The following is an 18,666-nucleotide window of genomic DNA, read 5'->3' on the forward strand; positions in this document are numbered from 1 at the left end:
GATGGCCGCATCGGCAGCGCGCATCCTGGTCACGGGCGGGGCCGGGTTCATCGGCTCGGGATTCGTGCACTACACGGCGCGCACCCGCCCGGACGTGCAGATCATCGTGCTGGACAAGCTCACCTACGCGGGCAGTCGTGAGTCGCTCGAAGGGACGGGCGCGCGCCTGGTCGTCGGCGACGTGGCCGACGAGGAGACCGTCGATTCCCTGATCGGCGAGCTCGACCCGGCCGCCGACGCGGTGGTGCACTTCGCCGCCGAGTCGCACAACGACAACTCGCTGGACGACCCGTCGCCGTTCGTGCACACGAACCTCGTCGGCACCTTCACACTGCTGGAGGCGGTGCGCCGCCGCGGCGTGCGGCTGCATCACGTCTCCACCGACGAGGTCTACGGCGACCTGCGGCTGGACGACCCGGCCCGATTCACCGAGCGCACCGCCTACAACCCGTCCAGCCCGTACTCTGCGTCCAAGGCGGGCTCGGACATGCTGGTACGGGCGTGGGTGCGCTCGTTCGGGATCGCCGCGACGCTGTCCAACTGCTCCAACAACTATGGGCCGCGCCAGCACATCGAGAAGTTCATCCCCCGTCAGATCACGAACGTCCTCACCGGCCGCCGCCCCAAGTTGTACGGTGCGGGCCGCAACGTGCGCGACTGGATCCACGTCGACGACCACAATGCCGCGGTGTGGCGGATCCTGGAGGCCGGCGAGAACGGCCGCACCTACCTGATCGGCGCAGACGGCGAGCGGTCCAACCTGCAAGTGCTCCAGTCGATCTTGCGCCTCATGGGCCGCGCACCCGACGAGTTCGATCACGTCTCCGACCGGCCCGGGCACGACCTGCGCTACGCCATCGACGCCGGCCCGTTGCGGCGCGAGCTGGGGTGGCGGCCGCACTATGCCGATATGGAGGCGGGCCTGGCGGACACTGTCGACTGGTACCGCGACAACCGCAGCTGGTGGGCCGGCGCGAAGGACGTCGTCGAGGACCGTTACGACACGCTGGGGTGGGGGTAGCGGTGCCGGGCATGACATTCGATGCGCTCGCCGTTCCCGGCGCCTGGGTGTTCACCCCGCGTCAGCACCACGACGAGCGCGGGGTGTTCCTGGAGGCGTTCACCGCGGACGCGCTGCACGAGGCAACGGGCCGCACGCTGGCGCTCGAGCAGACGAACTGTTCGGTCTCGCGCGCCGGGGTGCTGCGCGGCATCCACTTCTCCGATGTCCCGCCGGGCCAGGCCAAGTACATCTCCTGCGTGCGCGGCGCGATCATGGACGTGGTGGTGGACGTGCGGGCGGGATCGCCGACCTTCGGCGTCGTCGACGCGGTGCGCCTCGACGACGCGGAACGGCGGGCGGTCTTCGTCTCCGAAGGGCTGGGGCACGGGTTCGTCGCACTCACCGACGATGCGACGGTGATGTACCAGTGCTCCACCGGTTACGCGCCGGGCCGCGAGCACGGCGTGCACCCGCTGAGCGTGGACGTCGACTGGGGGGCGGACCGCGACGCCCTCGTGCTCTCGGCGAAGGACTCCGCCGCGCCGACGCTGAGCGAAGCCGCCGAGCAGGGGATTCTGCCGCGCTACGATGCCGTGATGGAGTGGATCGCGCTGCAGGAGGCCCGGGTGTGAAGGGGATCATCCTCGCGGGCGGCTCCGGAACACGCCTGCATCCCATCACCCGCGGTGTCAGCAAACAACTGGTGCCGGTGTACGACAAGCCGATGGTCTACTACCCGCTCAGCACCCTCATGCTCGCGGGAATCCGCGACATCCTCGTCATCACCACTCCGGAGGACCGCGGGCTGTTCGAGCGGCTCCTCGGCGACGGGGAGCAGTTCGGCGTCTCGCTCACCTACCGTGTGCAGGACCGCCCCGAGGGGTTAGCCCAGGCGTTCGTGCTGGGCGCGGAGCACATCGGATCGGATACGGTGGCGCTCATCCTGGGCGACAACATCTTTTACGGCCCGGGTCTGGGCACGCAGCTGCGGCGGTTCAACCGCATCGACGGCGGCGCGGTGTTCGCCTACCGGGTGGCCGACCCGTCCGCCTACGGCGTCGTCGAATTCTCCGACGACGGCCGCGCGTTGTCGCTCGAGGAGAAGCCGACGGCGCCGCGGTCGCACTACGCGGTGCCGGGGCTGTACTTCTTCGACAACGACGTGGTGGAGATCGCCCGAGGCCTGTCGCCCTCGGCTCGGGGGGAGTACGAGATCACCGACATCAACCGTGCCTACCTGGAGGCGGGCCGGCTGCACGTGGAGGTGCTACCGCGTGGCACCGCCTGGCTGGACACCGGCACGTTCGACTCGCTGCTGGAGGCCGGCAACTTCGTGCGCACCATCGAGCAGCGCCAGGGCCTCAAGATCGGGGCCCCCGAGGAGGTCGCATGGCGCCAGGGGTACATCGGCGATGCGCAACTCGACGGGCTCGCTCGCGCCCAGGTGAAGTCAGGGTATGGGAAGTACCTTCTCGAGATGCTCGCCCGAGGGAAATAGGCGGGAAGCCGCGGTCGCGTCCGGCCGCTGAACGGTCCCCATCGTATTTGCGTCGCGCATTCTGTGTGTAGCCTTACCTCATGTTCCGTGTTCGTGGTGTGACCCGCGTCTTCCCGTCGCGGCCGGCGCCGGTGCACGCACTCCGCGGGGTCGATCTGGATGTGCGCAGGGGCGAGCTCACGGCGGTACTCGGCGCGTCGGGTTGCGGCAAGACCACCCTGCTGCGTGCGCTCGCGGGTTTCGACCGTCCCGACGCGGGCACCATCCACTTGGGCGACACGCTCGTCGCCGGCCCGGGCGCCTTCGTGCGACCCGAACACCGGAACGTGGGGATCGTGGCGCAGGAGGGGGCGCTGTTCCCGCACCTCAGCGTCGCCCAGAACGTCGTCTACGGCCTGCCCGACGGTCTTCTGTCGGCTTTCAACTTTGTCGCACGCCGCCGCCGGCGGGCGCGCGTCGACGAGATGCTCGAGCTCGTCGGTCTTCCCGGCTACGGCGATCGCCGGCCGGACGAGCTCTCCGGTGGCCAGCAGCAGCGCGTCGCATTGGCGCGCGCGCTGGCCCCCGCTCCCTCGGTGATCCTGCTGGACGAGCCGTTCTCCGCGCTCGATGCGGCGCTGCGCGTGGAGCTGCGCGAGGAGGTCCGTGACCTGCTGCGCGACGTGCAGGCCACCGCCGTGCTCGTCACGCACGACCAGTCCGAGGCGCTCTCCCTCGCCGACCACGTGGCATTGATGCGCGACGGACGAGTGGTGCAGGCCGGAAGCCCCGCGGACGTGTATGCGCGGCCGGTCGACCCCGCCGCGGCGGCTTTTCTCGGCGAGTCGGTCGAGATCCCGTGCCGCGTGCACGGGGGGGACGGCGACCTGGTGGAGGTCGATTGCCCGCTGGGCCGCCTGCGGGTGAAGCCCTCGGCGCTGTTCGACGGGCAGGGCGCCGGCGCCTCCGCCGATCGGACGATGGTGTTGCGCCCCGAGCAGCTGGCGATAGCGGACGACGGCACGCCCGCCACGGTGTGCGCGACGAGCTTCTTCGGGCATGACGGCCTGGTACGGCTGCGCGTGGACGACGGGACCCCGCTGCTGGTGCGACTCGACGGCAGGGACATACCTCCGGTGGGATCCGCCGTCCACGTGCGCGCGATCACCGGCGCGGCAGAGTCCGGTGGCCGCGTGCGCGCCGCGCCACCGCTGTTCGCGGAGCGGACCCGCTCGTCGGCGTGAACCCGCCGCACTCGCCGCGGGGGCTGAGGAACCCGCACCTCTGATCGGCCGTGTGTGACGGCCCGGAGGGAAAGCCTTGATCCACAACCGAAGAAAGAGGCACAAAGGCATGTCCATCTCCATCAAGCACCGCCGGTCGGTGCGTCTGCTGGCCGCCGCCGCTGCGGCGACCGCCGTTCTGGGCCTGGCCTCCTGCTCGAGCGGTGGCGACGGTGCCGTCGGGGGCGACTCCGCGAACGACGCGGATGCGCCCAATGCCACTCTCACCCTGTATTCCGGTCAACACGAGGAGCTTGCGAAGGCCCTGGCCGCCGGCTTCGAGAAGGACACCGGCATCAAGATCGACGTGCGGGCGGGCAAGGACGCGGAGATGGTCAACCAGATCATCGAGGAGGGTGACAAGTCGAAGGCCGACCTCATCATCACCGAGGAGCCGGGTCCCATCGCCGAGTTGGACAGCAAGGGCCTGCTCGAACCGGTGACCAAGGAGGCGTTGGCGGAGCCGGACCAGCGGTTCGTCCCTTCGACCGGCGACTGGCTGCCCTGGGCGGCGCGGTCGCGCGTGTACTTCTACGACCCGGCGCTGATCTCCGAGGACCAGCTGCCGGACAGCATCCTCGACCTTGAGAACCCCGAGTGGAAGGGCAGGTTCGCCTATGCGCCGTCGGGTGCGTTCGTCTCGACGACCACGTACCTGATCAACACGATCGGCAAGGACCGCACCCTCGAGTGGCTCAAGGCCATCAAGGAGAACGGGGTCAACGAGCGGTCCAACGGGAAGGTGCGCGACAGCGTCGAAGCGGGGCAGCACGAGTTCGGGCTGTCCAACCACTACTACTGGTACATCCTGGCCAAGCAGAAGGGCGGCGAGCAGAACCTCACCTCGCGCGTGCACTTCCTCAACAACGATGACGCGGGTGCGTTGATGCTCGCGTCGGGGGCCGGGGTGCTCAAGTCGAGTGCGCACAAGGAGGAGGGGCAGCGCTTCCTCACGTGGCTGGCGTCCGCGGACGGCGGACAGAAGATCGTGGCCGAGGACAGTCCGCAGTTCCCGCTCGCCGCGGGCGTCACCAGCAGCTACGGGCTGCCGTCGATCGATTCGCTGACGTTCCCGGAGTTCGATCAGGGGTCGCTCGAGGACGTCGGCGCGGCCAAGGATCTGCTCAAGCAGGCCGGCATCGTCTGACCCGCATCGGTGGCAAGAATCGTGATTCCCTGTGAGTGAAGACCTGCTGGCCGCCCCGGCCCCGGGCGGACCACCGCAGCCGGGGGCGGCCGTACCCGGTCGGCGGCCGAGGCGCACCCGCGGGATCCGGCCGCGCACCACCCGTCCGCCCCGGACATTGGTGATCCCCGGTCTGCTGATCGCGGCGGCCGCCCTGGCTCCTGCGGCGTACTTGCTGCTGCGTGCCGGTTTCAGCTTCTCGCTGCTGTGGGACGAGTTGGACTCGCCCAGCACGCTTCCGCTGCTGTGGAACACCGTCAAGCTGCTCGTGCTCGTGTGCCTGTGCACCGCAGTGCTCGGTGTGGGGCTGGCGGTGCTCATCGCGCGGACCTCGTTGCCGATGCCACGGGCGTGGACCGTGGTGCTCACACTGCCGTTGGGGGTGCCCACCTTTGTCGGCTCCTACGCATGGGTGGCCTTCAGCTACGAGTACTTTCCGCAGTCGCGGCTGATCTTCGGACTCGGCGGGGCGGTCGCCGTGCTGTCGCTGACCTTGTTCCCGTACGTGTTCCTGCCGGTGCTCACGGCGCTGCGCCGACTCGACCCGGCCCAGGAGGAGGCGGCGCGCGCGCTGGGCCACGGACCCGTACCGGTGTTTTTGCGCGTGACTTTGCCGCAGCTGCGCCCCGCGGTCGCGACGGGACTGCTCATCGTCGGGCTGCACATGCTCGCCGAGTTCGGCGCGGTGCAGATGCTCGGCTACTCCACGCTCACCACCGCGATCGTCCAAAGGGCGACGGTGCTGGGCATGCCCGAGTCCGCGCGCGCCCTCGCCGTCGTCCTCGCCGGCGGCGCCATCGTGCTGCTGTTCCTCGACCGTCTGTTGCGCGGCCGGGCACGGCCGGTGCACACCGGCCAGGGCACACCGCGGCCGCCGAGGCGCTGGCGGCTCGGGTGGTCCACCCCGCTGTGGCTGCTGCTGTGCCTCGCGGTCGCGGCCGCCGCGTTGGCGATCCCGCTGTGGGTCACGGTGTCCGGGTTGCTGCGGCATCTGGGCGGGGACGCCGGGGCGGTGGACTGGCAGCTGCTGCGCGACGCCACCGCCAACACCGCGCAGTGGGCGGGTGCGGCGGCGGTCGTGGCGACGGTGTGTGCGCTGCCTGTCTCGCTGCTGGCCGTGCGCTATCCGGGCAGGATCTCCGGCGCCATCGAGCGCTCCACGTGGGTGGCGCACGCTCTGCCGGGCGTGATCATGGCGCTGTCGTTGGTCTACATCTCGGTGCGCTGGCTGTACCCGCTCTATCAGACCTCGACTCTGCTGGTGATCGGCTACGTGGTGATGTTCCTGCCGCTGGCGGTGGGCTCACAGCAGGTGGGCGTGGCCCAGGCGTCCACGCGGTTGGACGAGATGTCGCGCTCGCTGGGCAAGGGGCCGCTGGCCACCTTCGGGCGGGTGACTGTGCCGCTGTCGCTTCCGGCGATCGGCGTGGGGGCGCTGCTGGTGGCGCTGGACGCGGGCAAAGAGCTGACGACGACGCTGCTGCTGCAGCCGACCGGCGAGAAATCGCTGGCCACCGCGCTGTGGTCGACGACCAACGGCGAAGTCCTGGACTTCACCGCCGCCGCGCCGTACGGCCTGGTGCTGCTGCTGATCGGGGCGGTCCCCGCAGTGCTGTTGGCGCGATCCACTCTGCGGGCGTAGCCGGGTCGACGCACTGGGGCCCCGTCAGCAGGACCTCTGCGTGGAGAATAAACCAAGCCTTGCCTTACTATGGCCTTGTCTCGCACAATAGGACGCATATCAACCTGGTTTATTCGCCCACCCTGGAGGCCCGTCATGACCGTGAGCATCCCGCTGCCGCAGCGTCCCATCGAAGACCTTCCAGGGCACTGGCTGCTGGCGCGGCTGGGCAAGCGGGTCCTGCGCCCCGGGGGAAGGGAGATGACGGATGCGCTGCTCGCGGCGGCGCGGATCCCGGGTGCGGACGTCGTGGAGCTGGCGCCGGGACTGGGCAGGACGGCCGCGCTGATCCTCGAGGCCGGCCCCCGCAGCTACACCGGCGTCGACGAGGACCCGGATGCCGTGCTGTCCACGCAGGCGAGCATCGGCGGCCGCGGCGCCGTGCGCGAGGCGCCGGCGGCGGAGACCGGGCTCGACGACGCCAGCGCGGACCTGGTGGTGGGTGAGGCGATGCTGACGATGCAGAGTCCCCGTGGCAAGGACGCGATCATCGCCGAGGCGGCCCGGGTCCTCCGCACGGGCGGCCGCTATGCGGTCCACGAGCTGGCTATCGAGCCCGACACCCTCGACGACGAACAGAAGACCGAGATTCGCAAGGCGCTGGCGCGCTCCATCAAGGTCAACGCCCGGCCGCTGACGACGCAGGAGTGGACCGCGCTGTTCGAAAAGCACGGATTCCGCGTCGAATCGGTCCGGCACACGGACATGGCGCTGCTGGAGGCCAAGCGCAACCTCGACGACGAGGGTGTGCGGGGCGTCCTGACGATCGTCGTCAATCTGCTGCGCAATCCGGGCGCGCGCAAACGCGTCCTGGAGATGCGGTCGGTGTTCCGGCGATACCGCGACAACATGTCTGCGATCGCGCTCGTCGCCGTCAAACAGTGAGCAGCGGCGCCGGTGGTGGCGACGGATTCGGTGACGAGGGACATTTCATCGCCGCCGACGGTGCGCCGCCGAATCCGCACGCGCTGCACTGGCCGACGATCCTCGCGTCCGCGGGGGTGGCGGCCGTCGTCGCAGCGCTGATCCTCAGCGTCGGGATCGTCGGCATGCACCGCGACGACTCCGCTGCCGCCGCGCAGCCCGCCGTGGTGCGCGTGGTCGCGGACCCGGGCGCGGGCGTGGTTGCCGGAGAGCCGCCGGCATCCGCCGCGACGCCGGCACCTGCCGCGCAGCCGGAACCGGCGGCGCCGTCGGCGCCCGCCGAAGAACCCGCACCCGCTGCGCCGACGGTCCAGGTCGCCCCGCCTGCCGCCGCGGCACAGCCCTCACCCGCCGCGGCCCGCAGGGCCAGGCGGCGGAGCCTGGGCCGCAGGCCGCGGAGCCGGCGCCGGAACAGCACGAGCCGACCGAGGTCACCGCGTGGGCGCCGCCGTCGCCGCTGCCGCCGGACTTCACGGTGTCCGCCGCCGAGCCGACGCTCGCCGATCTCAACAACCTCGTCTACTTCATCACGGCGACGGCCGCGTCCGACGAGGCCAAGGCCCGCAACATCGAGGCGGGCATGGGCGGGGTGATCGTGCCGAAGACCGTCTACAACCTCGGTCTCTTCCGCGCCCCACGCGGCTGGAGCCGGGTGACCGGGCCGGTGCAGCGCCAGGGCAATCGGATCACCGTGCAGCTGCACAGCTTCTCGGCGGGGATGCCGGGCGTGGACATGCCGATCGCGTTCGTGCGGCAGGGCGGCGTCTGGAAGCTGGCGTCGTCCTCGCTGTGCGCGGGGGTGCGGACGGTGGGCCTGCCGATCTACTGCAACGGCTGAGCGGGCGATGGCAGAGCAGTCTCGGCCGCCGCGACCGCGCGCCGACGGCATGATCCGCACCGAACCCACTTGCAGGGCTGAACCCACAGTCAGGACCACGCCATGATCGAGGCGCACGACCTCACCCGCAGTTTCGGAGTCCGGCGACGTCCGGCGACGCCGCTGGCCGGGGTGTCGCACGTGTTCGGCGACGGCACGCTGACCTACCTGCTGGGCCTCAACGGCACAGGGCAGTCGACGCTGCTGCGGTGCCTGAGCGGGGTGCTCCGCCCCGATGCAGGGACCGCCCGCGTGGACGGGAACGAGCTCGGCCGGGCCGCCGCGCCGGCGCGGCGTCTGGGCATGCACCTGGACGCGGATGCGTTCCACCCCGGCCATTCCGGACGCCGGCACCTGCGTTGGCTCGCCGCGCAGGCGGGGGTGCCCGCGCACGCGGTGGAAGCGCTGCTGCGGCGGACCGGCCTCGAGGCAGTGGCGGAGCGTCCGGTGCGCGGGTACTCGCTGGGCATGCGTCAGCGCCTCGGGATCGCGTCGGCCCTGGTCGGCAACCCGCGCAACGTGATCCTGGACGAGCCGATGAACGGGCTGGACGTCGCGGGAGTCCTCTGGCTGCGGGGCCTGCTGCGCGAGTGGGCCGACGAGGGCAGGTGCGTGATCGTGGCCTCGCACAATCTCGCCGAGGTCGAGGCGACAGCGGACGAGATCCTCATTCTTGAAGGCGGTGGCATCGTGGCGCGGGGAACGGTCGACGAGGTGCGCGAGCCGCACGCCGACCTGGAATCGGCCTTCCTCGCGCACGTTCCGCGCGCGGCCGGTGCGCCCCGCGTGCGGGAGGCGGCGTGAGCGCGGCGATGGTGCTCGCGCGCTCGGTGCGCGCCGAGGGGGTGCGGCTCGGCGGCGGTCGGGGACTGCTGTTGCGCGTGGCCCTTCCACTGGGGCTGGGCCTGCCGGTGGTCGTCACTCTCGCGGTCGCCGTGGTCGCCGAGAAGTTGCACGGCGCCGACAGCCTGCTGCAGGTACGGCAGGTGCCCACGTCGAACTCCGTGTACTGGCTCGTCTACCTGGGCGTGACGGTGTTCGCGGTGGTCGCCGCCTATGCGCAGGGCACCGTGGTACGCGGCCCGGCCGCCGAGGCCGCGCGCCACGGCGCGCCGCGTCCATTCACGGGGATGCTCGGCCGGTGGATCCTCATCGGTGCCGTGTCGGCGTTCGGCATGGTGCTGTGCGCGTTCCTGCTGATGGTGGCGCTGCCCGCGCTGTTCCCCGGGGTGTGCGGACAGGTGGACGCGGCATCGGCCGACGGCGTCCGCCTACTGTGGGCGCTCCCGGTCTACGCGTTCCTCGCCGCCGGGATCGGGGTCGCGGTGGGCGCGCTGGTCCCGTGGCCCGCCGCGGCCGTCGCGGTGCTGACGCTGTGGGCGCTGTTCATCGAGAACGCGGCGGTGATGCTGCCGCGCGGCGGCGACCTGATCGGCTGGATGCCGTTCCTCAACGGCGTCTACGCCTCGGGGCAGGACATCGCGCTGAGCCCGTCGTGGGGGAGGGACGGCGCGCTGGCCTACGTCGCGCTGGTGACTGCCGCGCTGCTGGCGGCCGGCTGGGCCCGGCTGCGGCGCGAGCGTGCGCGGTGACCGCCCTGTTCTGCCAGGCGGACGGGCCGATCGTGGTGCAGCGCACCCTCCCGTAGCCTGAACATGTTGCAGTGCGGGCGCCGCGCACAGTGTGCACGGCGCGATCGCCGACCCCCGTCGTCCCAGGAAGGACCCCCATGACCTCTGCCGTCATCGTCGACGCCGTCCGGACCCCCATCGGCAAACGCAAGGGCGCCTACGCCGAGGTCCATCCGGTGGACCTGTCCGCACACGTGCTGGGCGCGCTCGCCACGCGCACCGGGATCGACCCTGCTCTCGTCGACGATGTGGTGTGGGGGACCGTCATGCAGTATTCGGAGCAGGCGGGGAACGTCGCCCGCAATGCCGTACTGGCGGCCGGGTGGCCCGAGTCGGTGCCCGGCACCACGATCACCCGCGCGTGCGGGTCCAGCCAGCAGGCGCTCAGCTTCGCGGCCGCGACGGTGGCTTCCGGTCAGCAGGACTTCGTCGTGGCCGGCGGTGCGGAGTCGATGACCCGGGTGCCGATGGGCTCGAACACCGGCGGCGACCCCAACCCGCCGAGCGTGCTCGACCGCTTCGGCGTGCAGGGCTTCAACCAGGGCGTGGGCGCCGAAATGGTCGCGGAGAAGTGGGGCTTCGGCCGCGCGCAGCTGGACGAGTACGCGGTGCGTTCGCACGAACTCTCCGCGCAGGCCATCGACGCCGGGGTGTTCGATGCACAGCTGGCGCCGCTCGCCGGCCTCGAACAGGACGAGGGCGTGCGTCGCGGCAGCACCGTCGAGGGCCTGGGCAAGCTGAAGACCGTGTTCAAGGAGGACGGGGTCATCCACGCCGGCAACGCCTCCCAGATCTCCGACGGCGCCGGAGCGCTGCTCGTCGCCACCGAGGAGACGGCCCGCAAGCACGGCATGCGGCCGATCGCGCGCGTGCACACGGTCGCGGTGGCCGCCGACGACCCGGTGATCATGCTGACGGCGCCCATCGCCGCCACGGCGAAGGCGCTGAAGAAGTCGGGCCTGTCCATCGGCGACATCGGCGCTTACGAGGTGAACGAGGCCTTCGCCCCGGTGCCGCTGGCGTGGCTCGCGGAGGCCGGCGCGGACATGGACCGCATGAACCCGCTGGGCGGGGCGATCGCGGTGGGCCACCCGCTGGGCGGCTCCGGTGCCATCCTCATGACTCGCTTGGTGAACCACATGCGCGACAACGGCATCCGCTTCGGGTTGCAGACGATGTGCGAGGCCGGCGGGATGGCCAACGCGACGATCGTCGAGCTCATCGACTGAGGGGCCGACCGCAACGGCGGTCGTGGCATGAGTCGGGGCCTGGTGCACGCACCCGGCCCCGACTCATGCGTGTCGACTACTCTGCCGAGCCGGTGGTGAGCGAGCCGAGCATCTCGCCGGCCTTGTCGGCGAGCGAGCCCATGTCGGTCGAGCCTGCGGCCTTGAGGATGTCGTCGATGGTGCCGAGCGAGCCGAGGACCGCGGCGCTGATGACCTCTCCGATGGAACCCATGTGTTTCTCCGATCGTCCGGTCCGGCGGTGGTGCCGGATCGCCGGAATTCTATCCGTTCCGAATCAAGGAATGTGATCTGCATCAATCATGCAAGTGATGTGCTGGTTGAATACGCAGGTCGACCGTTCAGGTGAACTATCTCACAATAGAGTGCGGGCGGCCGTGACGGCCGCAGCGCGTGCGGCGCCGGTGACCAGCGATCGTGGCACGGCGTGCGTAGTGTCCGTAGGTTCGTCCCGGAAAGAGCTGCGACCATCCGAGCGTGCGGCAGACGGCACGCGGTGAGGAACCACTGTGCACTCCGAATCCCTGCAGATCGATGTCCTCCTGCCGTACTACGGCGATGTCGACTACATGAAGGCCGCGGCCTCGAGCGTGTTGAACCAGTCGCATTCCGCCTGGCGCCTGATCGTGCTGGACGACGGATACCCCAGCGACGAGCCGGCCCGCTGGTTCGCCGAGATCTCCGCCCGGGACGAGCGCGTCGTCTACGAGCGCAATGCGGAGAACCTCGGCGCCAACGGCAACTACCGCAAGGCGTTGGCGATGGCCACCGCCCGCGTCGTGGTGGTCATGGGCGCGGACGACATCATGCTGCCCAACTACTTGGCGCACGTCGCCGAGGCGTTCACCGCTCACCCCGACGCGGACGTGTTCGAATGCGGCGTGCAGGTGGTGGACGAGCACGACCGCGCGATCCGGCCGCTCAGCGACGCGATCAAGGGCCGCGTTGCGCCGCGCCCGGAGTCCCGGACGGTGTACGAGGGCGAAGAGCTCGCGGTGGGGCTCATGCGGGGCAACTGGACCTACTTCCCGTCGCTGGCGTGGAAGTCGGAGACGGTGCAGCGGATCGGCTTCCGTGAGGGGCTCGACGTCGTCCAGGACCTGGCGCTGCTGTGCGACGTCGTCACTGACGGCGGGCGGATGGTCTTCGACCCGCGCCTGGGCTTCCTGTACCGGCGGCATTCGGCGTCGGACTCGTCCGTGCGGGCGCTGGACGGAAGGCGGTTCGACGAGGAGCGTCGCTTCTACGTCGAGCAGGCCGGGCGGTTCGAAGCCCTGGGCTGGCGGCGCGCCGCCCGTGAGGCAAGGGGGCACCTCACGTCCCGCCTGCACGCGCTGGCGCTGGTCCCCAAGGCCGCGCGCACCAAGGAGACCCGCGGCGGGCTGGGTCCGCTGCTGCGTCACGTCGTGCGCTGATCCAGGCCGGGCGCCGACTCGCACCCCCGCCCTCATGACACCGTCACGGCGCGCACGTATGCTTCCCACGGTGTCGTTCGGCCGGTCGACACCACCCCCTTGCGGGGACACGTACGGGCCCGGCCGCTTGTCCTCGGCCCGTCGGCAGACGTGACGCTCGGCGCCAGCCGACGCACCCGCGCGGGGGGACCCGACGGATGGGACGAAGGGAGTCGGCTCGGCCGTGCAGACAGCCTTGCTCGCGATAGTCGGCGCACTCCTTCTGCTGGTGCCCGGTTTCCTCGTCGGACTCGCCGTGCGCCTGCGCTGGACCGTTGCGGCGGCGCTGGCGATTCCGATCACCTTCGGCATGGTGGTGGTGGGCACCATCGTCACCAGCGCGTCGGATCTGCCCTGGAACGCGTGGTCGGCTCTGGTGACGCTCCTGGTGTTCCTGGCGCTCGGCGCGGTCTACAGCGTCGCGCTCGCCCGCCGCGGCTCTGCCGGGCATGCCGCACAGGGCGACTCGGACGACGACGGGCGTGACGACGCGGGCCGGGACGGTGCCGGGTCCGACGGCGCCGGGGCCGATGCGGCCGCCACCGCGGATGCGCCGGCCGGGCGCGCGTGGCTCGCGCCGCCCGCGGGTGTCCCGTGGGCGGGGGTGGCCGCCGCCGTGGTCGGCGTGCTGGTGGGCGCGGGCACGATCTTCGGCATCCTCTTCCGCGGCCTGTCCAAGGTTCCGGACGGCATCGCGAGCCTGTCGAACGTCTGGGACGAGCAGTGGCACGCCAACGTCATCACGTTCATCGACGACACCGGCATTGCGGGGGCCACCGACCTGGGCCGGCTGTTCCAGGTGGAGACCCATGCGGACTTCTACTACCCGGACGCCTGGCATGCGCTCGGCGCCCTGCTGAAGAGCCTCACCGGATCCGACATCCTGCCCGTCATCAACGTCTGGACGATGACGTGCCTGGCGTTGGTGATACCCCTGTCCGCGGCGGCACTGGCCTGGCGGGTCGTGCGCGACCGCTTTTCGCCGGGAGCCGCCGCACTTGCGGCGGGCTGCGCCGGCGCGGTGAGCGGGGTGCTCCCGTCGCTGCCCTACGTGGAGTTCCTCACCACCGCCAACCCCAACGCCGTGGGTGCGGCGATGGCGGGAATGACCGTGGTGCTGGTGATGTCCGTCACCGGGGCGCCGCGTCGGATCCCGCTCGCCGCGCTCGGCCTGATCGGCATCGCGGGCGTGCACCCGTCGGGGGCGGTGTTCTCCGCGCTGCTGCTGGGCCTGTGGTGGGTGTTCGAGGCGTTGTGGCGCCCCCGCCGTGGCCGTCTCCGCGACCTGGCGGCGCTCGCAGGCGTCGCGGTGCTCACCATCGCGGTGATGCTCCCGCAGATCCAGGGCGTGCTCGGCGAGCAGACCTCGATCGAGTCCTACGATTTCAGCCTCGACATCTCGCGGCTGACCGCCGTGCACAATGCCTTCACCCTCACCAACCAGTGGACCGCCCCGTTCCCCACCCCCTGGGTGCTGTTGGCGTTCGCGGTCCTTGCATGCGCGGTGCTGCTGGCCCGCTTCAGCGTGTGGATGACGGTGGCGTGGGCGCTGATGCTGCTCGTGGTGTGCGACGCCATCGAGTCGATCGGCGGCACGGCGTCGGACCTGCTCAGGGTGTTCTCCAACGCCTTCTACACCGATCCGCGCCGGCTGCAGTACGCGGTGGCCCTCCTCGTCGTGGCGCTGGGCGGCGCGGGGATCGCGCTCGCCGTGTGGGGCGTGTATTCGGCACTGCGCCGGTGGGTCCCGGCCCGCCGCGGATCGGCGACGGCGGTGCTGGTGCTGTTGTCCCTCGCCGTCCCGGTGACGTCGGGCGCCGTGGTCTCCACCTACGCCGACCGGATGGGGGCCATGGCCGTGGGCGACCGCTTCGGCCGGATGATCTCCCCGGACGACCGGGAGGCCATGCAGTACCTGGCGACTCTGCCCGACGCGCGGTCGACGACGATCTTCGTCGACCCGGACCAGGGCATGGGGTGGATGTATGCGCTCGAGGGGCTGCATCCGCTGTTCACCCACTTCGCCTTCCCCGACCCGATCGGGCCGCGCACGTGGGCTTTGTGGGACAGGCTCAACACCGCCGGGACCAATCCGCGGGTGGACGCCGCGCTGCAGCAGCTGGACATCAAGTACGTCGTGATGAGCCCGCCCGTGTACTGGCCCTTCCAGACGGTGCCCCGCGGTCTGCTCGACCTGGACCGCACCCCTGGGCTCAAGCGGATCTACGACAATGGTGAGACGAAGATCTACGAGGTGCGCGGCTGGGAGCCGCCGAAGCCCGGCGAGACCCGGTACGGCTGGGCTCCGTTCGCCGACCGCTCCGGCGCCGAGAACTGGGACGCGCCTGCCGAGGTCCTGCCGCCGGGATTCTGACGCGTCGGGGCCGTGGCGCCGTGGCCTGCGCTGACGCGCCGAGGCCGGTCCGCGCGCGACGGTCAGCGCGGGTTCTTGTGGAACAGCCCCCGGTAGGCGCGGCGCAGCAGCGGCGCGGGCAGCAGGCGGAAGGCCGTGCGCGCGGCGAGGTTGACCCGCGACTCGACCGGGCCGGCGAGACCGTAGGCGCGCAGGTTGCGCTGCATCGTCCGCTCGGCCGCGAAGATGCCCGGCGCGCGCCTGCGGCCCAGCATCGCGTCCCCCGCGCGGAAGAGGACCAGGGGCTCGGGGAGGTTGCGCATGCGGGCGCCGGCCGCGAGCATGCGGGCGAACAGGTCGTAGTCCTCCATGTACGGGACGTGCCGGTAGCCGCCGACGTTCCGGGCGAGGTCGCGTCGGTACAGCACCGTCGGATGGTTGAGGGGGCTGTTGCGGCGGGCGTAACGCGCCAGGGCCCGGTGCGGGCCGGGCAGGCTGCGCAGCCCCACCACGTGGTCGGCCTCCTCACCTGCGGGCCCGCCGTCGAACTCGAACACCGCTGAGCCCACGCAGTCGAGCGGGAGGCCGTCGCGCTCGGCCTGTGTGATCGCCTCCACCTGCACCGCGAAGCGTGCCGGGAGGTTGACGTCGTCGGCGTCGGCCTTGGCGATCCATCCGGACCGCGCCGCCTCCAGCCCGGCCTGGTTGCCCGCGGCAGCCCCTTGGTTCTCCTGGAGGACGATCCGGCGCAGCACGGGCGTGCGGCCGGCGAACGCGTCGAGCACCTCGTGGTGGCCGGGGTGCAGCGGGCCGTCCTCGACGACGATGACCTCGGCCGCCGGATAAGTCTGCGCGTACACGCTCTCGAGCGCGCGGCGGAAGTGCGCAGGGTCGGCGCCGGCGTACACCGGCATGACGACGGAGAGCTCGATCGGGTTTCCTGTCATCCTGCGCGCGTGGACCCGTCGGCCGAGTCCATCGCGGTGGCGTCTTCGTCGGCCTGCCGGGCACCGGGGCCTTCCGCACTACCGGCAGCGGACGCCCGCACGGCCGGCTCGATGGCGGCCTCCTGGATGCGGATCTCCGCGCCCTGCAGCGCGATGGCCCGGACAAGGCGCGTATAGCGCAGTTCCTGCTCGCGGAAGCGCAGGTAGGTGCCCACCGTGGTGAAGCCGAACGTCACCACCAGGGCGTAGAGCATGAGGTCGGTGCCGCGGTCCACGCCCATCGCCTGCGCCACCTCGGTGAGGTCGTTGGGGCGGATCACCGTGTAGATCCCGAACAGGCAGAACGCGAGGAACAGCAGTTTGAACAGCGCCGACGACCGGGAGCTGCCGCGGGAGCGCAGGTAGTAGATGAAGAAGATGAGTACCGCGGCGATGAGGACGATCTGGATGATCACTGCAGTTCACCGCCTGATCCTGCTGCGCAGCAGCCCGTCGAAGAGGATATTGACGCCGTTGAGGAGCGATTGCCCCTTGGCCATGGAGTATTCGGTGTAGAGGATCGTCACCGGCTGCTCGGAGACGCGCCAGTCGTGCTCGTCGATCAGCTGCACGAACTCGGAGGCGTGGCTCATGCCGTTCATCGTGATGTCGAGCTGGTCGGCGACGGTCTTGTCGAACACCCGCAGGCCGTTGTGCGCGTCGGTGAGGCCGAGCCTGCGGGTGCGGGGGCTCAGCGCCACCACCGTGCGCAGCACGAACCGCTTGATCAACGGGACACTTGAAGAATCCTGCCCGCCGAAGCGGGTGCCGACGACGATGTCCAGCGGTTCCGAGCGCAGCCGGCCCACCATGGTCTCGACGTCCTCGGTGCGGTGCTGGCCGTCGGCGTCGAAAGTGACGAAGTACCGGGCGCCGGGGCGGCTGCGCGCGAACTCGACGCCCGTCTGGATGGCGGCGCCCTGCCCCAGGTTGACGGGGTGGCGCACCAGGTGCACGCCGGCGGCGAGGATCTCGTCGGCAGAGCCGTCGCGGCTGCCGTCGTCGACGCACACCACATTGGGGAAGGTCCGCTTTGCCGCCTCGGCGACCTCGCGGATCACCGGGGCCTCGTTGTATACGGGGACCACGAGCCAGACATCGGACATGTCCTGCACGGGTGGCCTCTTTCGCGACGATTGCTCGGGTGTCGTGGGGAATACTAGCCGGGGAGTGTGTCCGAAATGTAATCCGGCGCGCGTACCGGAGCGCGGCGGGCCGCGGTGAGTGCCGCGGACAGGTGCACGGCGATGCCGACGAGCGGCCCCACCACCAGCGCGGTCACGGTGGCGGTGGTGATGTCCCACGGCAACGTGAGGACGATGATCGCGGTGCCGGTGGCCGCCCACCAGCCGGCGGCGTACGCGCGGTGCCGGTCCGAGGCGAGGGTGGCGCACCCGGTGAGCATGAGAGCCGCAGTGGTGACCGCGCCGCCGACGAGCGCGGCGAGCGGCCCGCCCGCCATGTCGAAGCCCTCGCCGACGAGCCGGATCAGCGGCGGGCCGATCCACCACGCGAGCGCGGCCCCGACCGCGCCCACCGCCGCGACTGCGCCGAGCGGCAGGGCGAGCGCGCGCAGCAGCGTCGACCTGCGTTCGACGAAGTACACGATGATGGCGCTCTGGAACGACGTCAGCGGCACCAGCAGCGGCGCGCGCGTCACGGTGACGGCGAACAGCAACGACCCCGCGGTGGCACCCAACTCGGAGGATTCGGCGCCGGCCAGGAGCACCGGGAACCCGACGATCAGCACCGAAGTGGCGGCGGAGGCTGCCATGGCCTGCAGCGTGCGGCGCAGGAAACTCCGGGGCGCCTCGTGCACCCGCCGGGCCAGCGTGGTGCGTCCGGACGAGGCTGTCAGCAGCAACAGCCACGACACGGCGCCCGCCACCGTCGCGAAGACGAAGGCGACGATGCCGTAGCCCGCCGCGACCGCCCACACCGCGATGACGAGGCGCAACGCCGCATCGGCGGCCATCCCGCACGCGTACAGCAGCCAGCGGCCCCGGCCCGCCGCGAGGCCCCACAGCGCGGCCTGCACCGCGACTGTCCACACCGACACGGCCAGGACGCCCACGCCGAGCACCTCGTGCCCCTGGAGCACGCGCGACGCCCAGAGCGGGGAGGTGGCCACGATGAGCAGCGCCATGACGAATCCGACGCCGGCGGCGAGCAGCGCCGGACTCGTGGAGCGGCCGGTCGCGGTGCGGCCGCCCGGTGCGGCCCCCGCGAGAGCCGCCTCCTCGGCACTCACCGCGCGGGTGGATTCCTGCATGAGGCCGTTGGCGATCCCGACGAAGGTGAAGAACAGCGCCCAATACACGGTGAAGTCGGCATAACCGGCCGCGCCGAGCTGCCGTCCGGCCAGCAGCATGACCACGTAGCCGGCGGCCGCGGCGAAGACCGTCGCGGCGAGCACGGCGCCCATGCCGTGACGGGAAAGGGTGCTCGTCGCGATGGCGGGGGTGCCGGTGTCGCCGTCGTCCGGGGCGCCGTCGGCGGAGTGGGGGATGGGCACCGCCGCATTGTGCCAGGCCGCGTGCCCGGCTGTCCGTCCGCACGCCGGA

The 18,666-nt window shown here is 71.1% G+C and carries 18 protein-coding genes; 13 read left to right on the forward strand and 5 right to left on the reverse strand.

All coding sequences use genetic code 11. The annotated features are described in order from the left end of the window. Position 1: 1 nt before the first annotated feature. The 11 genes from rfbB to H4F70_RS03565 all read left to right on the forward strand — a co-directional run bounded on the left by rfbB (position 2) and on the right by H4F70_RS03565 (position 11,291). Positions 2-1,021, forward strand: a complete 1,020-nt coding sequence (gene rfbB / locus H4F70_RS03515; protein ID WP_182359049.1) for a dTDP-glucose 4,6-dehydratase — start codon at positions 2-4, stop codon at positions 1,019-1,021. An 11-nt stretch (positions 1,022-1,032) separates the two neighbouring features. Then, positions 1,033-1,635 carry a dTDP-4-dehydrorhamnose 3,5-epimerase family protein gene (locus H4F70_RS03520; protein WP_182359050.1) on the forward strand — a complete coding sequence of 201 codons (603 nt, stop codon included), beginning with the start codon at positions 1,033-1,035 and terminating at the stop codon, positions 1,633-1,635. Next, complete coding sequence (rfbA, locus tag H4F70_RS03525) at positions 1,632-2,501, forward strand: glucose-1-phosphate thymidylyltransferase RfbA (RefSeq protein ID WP_182359051.1); 870 nt, start codon at positions 1,632-1,634, stop codon at positions 2,499-2,501. Before H4F70_RS03520 ends, rfbA begins: the two co-directional genes overlap by 4 nt. An 80-nt stretch (positions 2,502-2,581) precedes the next feature. Then, a complete protein-coding gene (locus tag H4F70_RS03530) occupies positions 2,582-3,724 on the forward strand; it encodes an ABC transporter ATP-binding protein (RefSeq protein WP_182359052.1) in 1,143 nt (380 codons plus the stop codon). A gap of 109 nt (positions 3,725-3,833) precedes the next feature. Beyond that, complete coding sequence (locus tag H4F70_RS03535; protein ID WP_182359053.1) at positions 3,834-4,910, forward strand: extracellular solute-binding protein; 1,077 nt, start codon at positions 3,834-3,836, stop codon at positions 4,908-4,910. 160 nt (positions 4,911-5,070) lie between these two features. Further along, on the forward strand, positions 5,071-6,591 hold the full coding sequence (locus tag H4F70_RS03540; RefSeq protein ID WP_235681477.1) for an ABC transporter permease: 1,521 nt from the start codon (positions 5,071-5,073) through the stop codon (positions 6,589-6,591). Between the two features lie 135 nt (positions 6,592-6,726). Then, positions 6,727-7,515 carry a class I SAM-dependent methyltransferase gene (locus tag H4F70_RS03545; protein WP_182359055.1) on the forward strand — a complete coding sequence of 263 codons (789 nt, stop codon included), beginning with the start codon at positions 6,727-6,729 and terminating at the stop codon, positions 7,513-7,515. Positions 7,516-8,029: 514 nt separating this feature from the next. Next, entirely contained in the window at positions 8,030-8,392 is a 363-nt protein-coding gene (locus H4F70_RS03550) for an MTB12 C-terminal domain-containing protein (RefSeq protein WP_182359056.1), read from the forward strand. Positions 8,393-8,494: 102 nt separating this feature from the next. After that, the gene (locus tag H4F70_RS03555) at positions 8,495-9,235 is read left to right on the forward strand and encodes an ABC transporter ATP-binding protein (RefSeq protein WP_182359057.1); all 741 of its coding nucleotides are present in this window, start codon (positions 8,495-8,497) and stop codon (positions 9,233-9,235) included. Beyond that, the gene (locus H4F70_RS03560) at positions 9,232-10,023 is read left to right on the forward strand and encodes a hypothetical protein (protein WP_235681320.1); all 792 of its coding nucleotides are present in this window, start codon (positions 9,232-9,234) and stop codon (positions 10,021-10,023) included. The genes H4F70_RS03555 and H4F70_RS03560 overlap by 4 nt, the downstream gene beginning before the upstream one ends. A gap of 137 nt (positions 10,024-10,160) precedes the next feature. Continuing rightward, a complete protein-coding gene (locus H4F70_RS03565) occupies positions 10,161-11,291 on the forward strand; it encodes a thiolase family protein (RefSeq protein WP_182359058.1) in 1,131 nt (376 codons plus the stop codon). Positions 11,292-11,367: 76 nt separating this feature from the next. Here H4F70_RS03565 and H4F70_RS03570 read toward each other — a convergent pair whose 3' ends face one another. After that, positions 11,368-11,523: a hypothetical protein gene (locus tag H4F70_RS03570; protein WP_182359059.1), complete on the reverse strand. Its 156-nt coding sequence runs from the start codon at positions 11,521-11,523 to the stop codon at positions 11,368-11,370. Positions 11,524-11,818: 295 nt separating this feature from the next. Here H4F70_RS03570 and H4F70_RS03575 point away from each other — a divergent pair, with 295 nt between their 5' ends. Both H4F70_RS03575 and H4F70_RS03580 read left to right on the forward strand, forming a co-directional pair. Next, entirely contained in the window at positions 11,819-12,724 is a 906-nt protein-coding gene (locus tag H4F70_RS03575; RefSeq protein WP_268968351.1) for a glycosyltransferase family 2 protein, read from the forward strand. A gap of 223 nt (positions 12,725-12,947) precedes the next feature. Continuing rightward, a complete protein-coding gene (locus H4F70_RS03580) occupies positions 12,948-15,137 on the forward strand; it encodes a DUF6541 family protein (RefSeq protein ID WP_182359060.1) in 2,190 nt (729 codons plus the stop codon). A gap of 62 nt (positions 15,138-15,199) precedes the next feature. Here H4F70_RS03580 and H4F70_RS03585 read toward each other — a convergent pair whose 3' ends face one another. Genes H4F70_RS03585 through H4F70_RS03600 form a run of 4 tightly spaced genes read right to left on the reverse strand, consistent with a single transcriptional unit; the run spans position 15,200 to position 18,617 of the window. Further along, positions 15,200-16,063: a glycosyltransferase gene (locus tag H4F70_RS03585; RefSeq protein ID WP_182359061.1), complete on the reverse strand. Its 864-nt coding sequence runs from the start codon at positions 16,061-16,063 to the stop codon at positions 15,200-15,202. Then, complete coding sequence (locus tag H4F70_RS03590; RefSeq protein WP_182359062.1) at positions 16,060-16,518, reverse strand: DUF2304 domain-containing protein; 459 nt, start codon at positions 16,516-16,518, stop codon at positions 16,060-16,062. Before H4F70_RS03590 ends, H4F70_RS03585 begins: the two co-directional genes overlap by 4 nt. Positions 16,519-16,524: 6 nt before the next feature. Then, positions 16,525-17,208: a glycosyltransferase family 2 protein gene (locus H4F70_RS03595; RefSeq protein WP_182347378.1), complete on the reverse strand. Its 684-nt coding sequence runs from the start codon at positions 17,206-17,208 to the stop codon at positions 16,525-16,527. 53 nt (positions 17,209-17,261) lie between these two features. Further along, on the reverse strand, positions 17,262-18,617 hold the full coding sequence (locus H4F70_RS03600) for a polysaccharide biosynthesis protein (RefSeq protein ID WP_182359063.1): 1,356 nt from the start codon (positions 18,615-18,617) through the stop codon (positions 17,262-17,264). Positions 18,618-18,666 lie beyond the last annotated feature (49 nt).

The organism is Tomitella gaofuii, assembly GCF_014126825.1.
Lineage (GTDB): Bacteria > Actinomycetota > Actinomycetes > Mycobacteriales > Mycobacteriaceae > Tomitella > Tomitella gaofuii.

Coding starts and splice junctions, on each gene's coding strand:
- rfbB (WP_182359049.1), top strand. CDS start 2: ATGGCCGCATCGGCAGCGCGCATCCTGGTCACGGGCGGGGCCGGGTTC.
- H4F70_RS03520 (WP_182359050.1), top strand. CDS start 1,033: ATGACATTCGATGCGCTCGCCGTTCCCGGCGCCTGGGTGTTCACCCCG.
- H4F70_RS03530 (WP_182359052.1), top strand. CDS start 2,582: ATGTTCCGTGTTCGTGGTGTGACCCGCGTCTTCCCGTCGCGGCCGGCG.
- H4F70_RS03535 (WP_182359053.1), top strand. CDS start 3,834: ATGTCCATCTCCATCAAGCACCGCCGGTCGGTGCGTCTGCTGGCCGCC.
- H4F70_RS03545 (WP_182359055.1), top strand. CDS start 6,727: ATGACCGTGAGCATCCCGCTGCCGCAGCGTCCCATCGAAGACCTTCCA.
- H4F70_RS03555 (WP_182359057.1), top strand. CDS start 8,495: ATGATCGAGGCGCACGACCTCACCCGCAGTTTCGGAGTCCGGCGACGT.
- H4F70_RS03565 (WP_182359058.1), top strand. CDS start 10,161: ATGACCTCTGCCGTCATCGTCGACGCCGTCCGGACCCCCATCGGCAAA.
- H4F70_RS03570 (WP_182359059.1), bottom strand. CDS start 11,523: ATGGGTTCCATCGGAGAGGTCATCAGCGCCGCGGTCCTCGGCTCGCTC.
- H4F70_RS03585 (WP_182359061.1), bottom strand. CDS start 16,063: ATGACAGGAAACCCGATCGAGCTCTCCGTCGTCATGCCGGTGTACGCC.
- H4F70_RS03595 (WP_182347378.1), bottom strand. CDS start 17,208: ATGTCCGATGTCTGGCTCGTGGTCCCCGTATACAACGAGGCCCCGGTG.